At 71.0% G+C, this 4,821-nt stretch carries 3 protein-coding genes and 2 pseudogenes; 2 read left to right on the top strand and 3 right to left on the bottom strand.

The window, feature by feature from the left end; all coding sequences use genetic code 11:
- Positions 1-163 (top strand): annotated as a pseudogene (locus JNW89_RS27905) (threonine--tRNA ligase); the annotation flags it as partial.
- Between the two features lie 5 nt (positions 164-168).
- Here the strand turns inward: JNW89_RS27905 and JNW89_RS27900 are convergent.
- The 3 genes from JNW89_RS27900 to JNW89_RS27890 form a co-directional block, all read right to left on the bottom strand.
- On the bottom strand, positions 169-2,112 hold the full coding sequence (locus JNW89_RS27900) for an ABC transporter ATP-binding protein (RefSeq protein WP_375155152.1): 1,944 nt from the start codon (positions 2,110-2,112) through the stop codon (positions 169-171).
- A gap of 125 nt (positions 2,113-2,237) precedes the next feature.
- On the bottom strand, positions 2,238-3,971 hold the full coding sequence (locus JNW89_RS27895; protein WP_238451336.1) for an ABC transporter ATP-binding protein: 1,734 nt from the start codon (positions 3,969-3,971) through the stop codon (positions 2,238-2,240).
- A complete protein-coding gene (locus tag JNW89_RS27890; RefSeq protein ID WP_238451338.1) occupies positions 3,965-4,483 on the bottom strand; it encodes a MarR family winged helix-turn-helix transcriptional regulator in 519 nt (172 codons plus the stop codon). Before JNW89_RS27890 ends, JNW89_RS27895 begins: the two co-directional genes overlap by 7 nt.
- A gap of 90 nt (positions 4,484-4,573) precedes the next feature.
- Here JNW89_RS27890 and JNW89_RS27885 point away from each other — a divergent pair.
- Positions 4,574-4,821: pseudogene (locus JNW89_RS27885) on the top strand (TetR/AcrR family transcriptional regulator); the annotation flags it as partial.

Below are 4,821 nucleotides of genomic sequence, written 5' to 3'. Positions count from 1 at the left end.
GTACGTCGGGGTGGTGGGCGCCCGGGAGGCGGCCGACGGGTCGGTCTCGCTGCGCCTGCGCGACGGCCGGGGGTTGGACGCGATGCCCGTCGCGGACGCACTGGGGCTGGTCGGGGCGGTGGTCGCCGCCCGCTCGACCGACCTGCTGCCGCCCGCCGCCTGAGCCGGTCATGAGGAGAGCGCCCCCTGGACCGACGGGGTCCGGGGGGCCGCCCCGTCGTCCTCGTCGTCCACCAGCGCGCCGGCGAACTGCGACCGGTACAGCCGGTGGTACGCCCCCTTCGCGGCGACCAACTGCTCGTGGGTGCCCTGCTCGACGATCCGGCCGTGCTCCATCATCAGGATCAGGTCGGCGTCCCGGATGGTGGAGAGCCGGTGCGCGATGACGAAGCTGGTCCGGTCCGAGCGCAGCGCCGCCATCGCCCGCTGGAGCAGCACCTCCGTGCGGGTGTCCACACTGCTGGTGGCCTCGTCCAGGATCAGCAGCGACGGCTCGGCCAGGAATGCCCGGGCGATCGTGATGAGCTGCTTCTCGCCGGCGCTGACGTTGCTGCCCTCCTCGTCGATGACGGTGTCGTAGCCGTTCGGGAGGCTGCGCACGAAGCGGTCCACGAAGGTGGCCCGGGCGGCGGCCAGGATCTCCTCCTCGGTGGCGTCGGGCCGGCCGTAGGCGATGTTGTCCCGGATGGTGCCGCCGAAGAGCCAGGTGTCCTGGAGCACCATGCCGATCCGGCTGCGCAGCTCGTCCCGGGGCATGCTGGTGATGTCCACCCCGTCGAGGGTGATCCAGCCCGCGTCCAGCTCGTAGAAGCGCATGATCAGATTGACCAGGGTGGTCTTGCCGGCGCCGGTCGGGCCGACGATCGCCACGGTGTGACCCGGCTCGGCGACCAGCGACAGGTCGTCGATCAGCGGCTTTTCCGGGTCGTACCGGAAGGAGACGTGGGCGAACTCGACCCTGCCGGTGACCCGGGCCGGTGCAACGGTGTCCTGGCTCTGCTCCTGGGCGTCGAGCACCGCGAAGACCCGCTCGGCGGAGGCCACCCCGGACTGGAGCAGGTTGGCCATCGAGGCGACCTGGGTGAGCGGCTGGGTGAACTGCCGCGAGTACTGGATGAACGCCTGCACGTCGCCGAGGCTCATCGTCCCGGACGCCACCCGCAGCCCGCCGACCACAGCGATCGCGACGTAGCTGAGGTTCCCGACGAACATCATCGCCGGCATGATGATCCCGGAGATGAACTGAGCCCCGAAGCTGGCTCGGAACAGCTCCTCGTTCTTGGCGTGGAAGGCGGCTTCCACCTCGCGCTGCCGGCCGAAGACCTTGACCAGCTCGTGACCGGTGTACGCCTCCTCGATCTGGCCGTTCAGCTCACCGGTGTGCCGCCACTGGGCGATGAACTTCTGCTGGGACCGCTTGGCGATCTGCTGGGTCACGATCACCGACAGCGGCACCGCGACCAGCGCGACCAACGCCAGCAGCGGCGAGATCCAGAACATCATGGCCAGCACGCCGACGACGGTCAGCAGCGAGGTGAGCAGCTGGCTGAGCGTCTGGGACAGAGTCTGCGAGATGTTGTCGATGTCGTTGGTGACCCGGCTGAGCAGCTCGCCCCGGGGCTGCCGGTCGAAGTAGGGCAGCGGCAGCCGGTGGAGCTTCTCCTCCACCTCGGCGCGCAGCCGCAGCACGGTCCGCTGCACCACCCCGTTGAGCAGCCATCCCTGCCACCAGATCAGCACACTGGCCGCCAGGTAGAGCGCCAGGGCCAGCACGAGCACCCGGCCGAGGGCGGTGAAGTCGATCCCGGCGCCCGGCACCACGTCCATCCGGGCGAGCATGTCGGCGTAGTTGTCGTTGCCGGCGGCCCGGGCCGCCGCCACGGCCTGCTCCGTGGTGGTCCCGGCGGGCAGTTGCCGACCGATCACCCCGCTGAAGATCAGGTCGGTGGCGTGGCCGAGGAGCTTCGGCCCGATGACGCTGAGCCCGATGCTCGCCACGGCGAGCGTGATCACCGCGGCCAGCTGGAGCCGGTGTGGCCGCAGCCGGCGGAGCAGACGCCGGGCCGACGGACCGAAGTTCATCGACTTCTCGGCCGGCATCGCGGCGCCCATCCACGGTGGACCGCCGCGCTGGCCGCCGGGGGGCAGCCGCTTCGGCGTCCGTGTCTCCGGGACCTTCTGCTCGGGTACGGGCGCCCGGCCGTCACCGGCCCGCGTGGTTCGCTCGTCGGGCTTGCTCACGCCGGCACCTCCGCCGTCTGCTGGGACGCGACGATCTCGGCGTACGTCGGGCAGCTCTCCAGTAGTTCCTCGTGTCGTCCCGTGCCGACGACGCCGCCGTCCTCGAGCACGATGATCTGGTCGGCGTCGACGATCGTGGAGACCCGCTGGGCCACGATCACCACGGCCGCGTCCGCGGTGACCGGCCGCAGCGCCGCCCGCAGCCGGGCGTCGGTGCCGAGGTCCAGCGCCGAGAACGAGTCGTCGAAGAGGTAGATCTCCGGCTGGCGGACCAGCGCCCGGGCGATCGCCAGCCGCTGCCGCTGACCGCCAGAGACGTTCGTGCCGCCCTGGGCGATCGGGGCGTCCAGCCCGCCCGGCATCTCGGCCACGAAGTCCCGCGCCTGGGCGATCTCCAGCGCCCGCCACAGCTCCTCGTCGGTGGCGTCCGGGTTGCCGTACCGGAGGTTGCTGGCGACCGTTCCGCTGAACAGGTACGGCCGCTGCGGCACCAGCCCGATCCGGCGCCACACCTCGTTCGGTTCCAGCAGCCGCACGTCCACCCCGTCGACCAGCACCGCGCCGGCGGTCGGGTCGACCAGTCGGGGGATCAGGGTGAGCAGGGTGGTCTTGCCGGCGCCGGTGGACCCGATGATGGCGGTGGTCCGGCCCGGCTCGGCCCGGAACGAGATGTCGTGCAGCACCGGAGCACTCGCCCCGGGGTACTGGAAGGCGACGCGACGAAGCTCCAGCTCGGCGCGCCTGGTCATCGCGATCATCGGATCGTCCGGTGGCACCACCGACGACTCGGTGTCCAGCACCTCGACGATCCGCTCGGCGCAGACCGCCGCGCGCGGCACCATCATCAGCATGAAGGTGGCCATCATGACGGCCATCAGGATCTGCATCAGGTACTGCAGGAACGCGGTCAGCGCGCCGATCTGCATCTGGCCGGCGTCGACCCGCTGCGCGCCGAACCAGAGCACCGCGACGCTGGAGACGTTGAGCACCAGCATGATCACCGGGAAGATCAGGGCCTGCAGGCGGCCCACCCGCAGCGCCGTCGCGGTGAGGTCGGCGTTGGCGACGCCGAACCGGTCCGTCTCGTACGGCTCGCGGACGAACGCCCGGATCACCCGGATGCCGGTGATCTGCTCGCGCAGCACCCGGTTGACCGTGTCGATCCGGGTCTGCATCTCCCGGAATCCCGGCACCATCCGCCGGACGACCAGGCCCAGCGCGATCGCCAGCACCGGCACGCAGACGAGCATCAGCCGGGAGAGCGCGAGGTCCTCCCGCAGCGCCATCACCACCCCGCCGACGCACATGATCGGCGCGGCGACCAGCATGGTGCAGCTCATCAGCACGAGCATCTGCACCTGCTGCACGTCGTTGGTGTTGCGGGTGATCAGCGAGGGCGCGCCGAACCGGGCGACCTCCCGGGCGGAGAAGCGGTTGACCTGCGCGAAGACGGCGGTCCGGGCGTCCCGGCCGAAGCCCATCGCGGTCCGCGCGCCGAGGTAGACGGCGGCCACCGAGCAGGCGATCTGGACCAGGCTGACCAGCAGCATCCAGCCGCCGGTACGCATGATGTAGTCGGTGTCGCCCCGGGCCACGCCCTGGTCGATGATGTCGGCGTTGAGGCTCGGCAGGTAGAGCGAGGCCATCGTGCCGACGAACTGGAGCAGCACCACCCCGGCCAGCGGCCGGCGGTACGGGCGAAGGTGATTGCGCAGTAGGCGGATCAGCACGGGCGGCCTCCCGGTCTCGCCTCGGGTTCCTGGTCTGCCGGGTTCAACCTGGCGTCCTCCCCGTCGGACATGGTCACAATCAACTCGGTCAGGAACTCGCGGATCACCGCCTTCTTCGCCGGGTCGGCGTCGACGGAGGTCAGCGGGGTGTCGCTGTGGATCAGGTCGAAGAGGGCCTGCACGTGCTCGCGTCCCTTGTCGGTCAGGGCGAGCTGCACCGTCCGGCGGTCGGCGCCGGCCCGGTGCCGCTCGACGAAGCCGTCGCGCTCCAGGGTGTCGACGATCCCGGTGAGGGTGGCGGGCCGGACGAAGGAGCGTTCGGCGACGTCCCGGTGGGTGGTCTCGCCGGTGCGGGACAGGATGAACAGCACCCGCATCCCGGCGGTGGTGAGGCCGTGGTGCTCGGACAGGTAGCGACCCCAGTGCTGGTCGACCAGGTGGCCGGCGACCGAGACCAGCCGCCCCATCGGCGCGTTACGCAGCAGGTCCGGGAATCGGGCCAGGGGTTCCATGTGCACGCGCTGACGTTAGCCCCCGGATCGTCAGGGGCCAAACTAATATCCGACATTGCATCTTGTCGTTGACAAGTTATGCTGCCCGGCATGACGACGCGCGGCTACCACCACGGCGACCTGCGGCGGGCCCTGCTCGACGCGGCGGTCCAGGCGATCGAGGAAGCGGGGCCGGCCGCGCTGAGCCTGCGGGATCTGGCCCGCGCGCCGGCGTGTCGCACGCCGCCCCGGCCCACCACTTCGGCGACAAGGCCGGGCTGCTCACCGCGCTCGCCGTCGAGGGGTACGACCGCCTCGCCGACGAGCTGCGCGGGGCGGGCGACGACCTGCTGGAGGTC

Source organism: Micromonospora sp. 4G55 (genome assembly GCF_016803375.1).
Note: the sequence above shows the minus strand (reverse complement) of the source record. Positions and strands in the feature narration are given on the sequence as shown.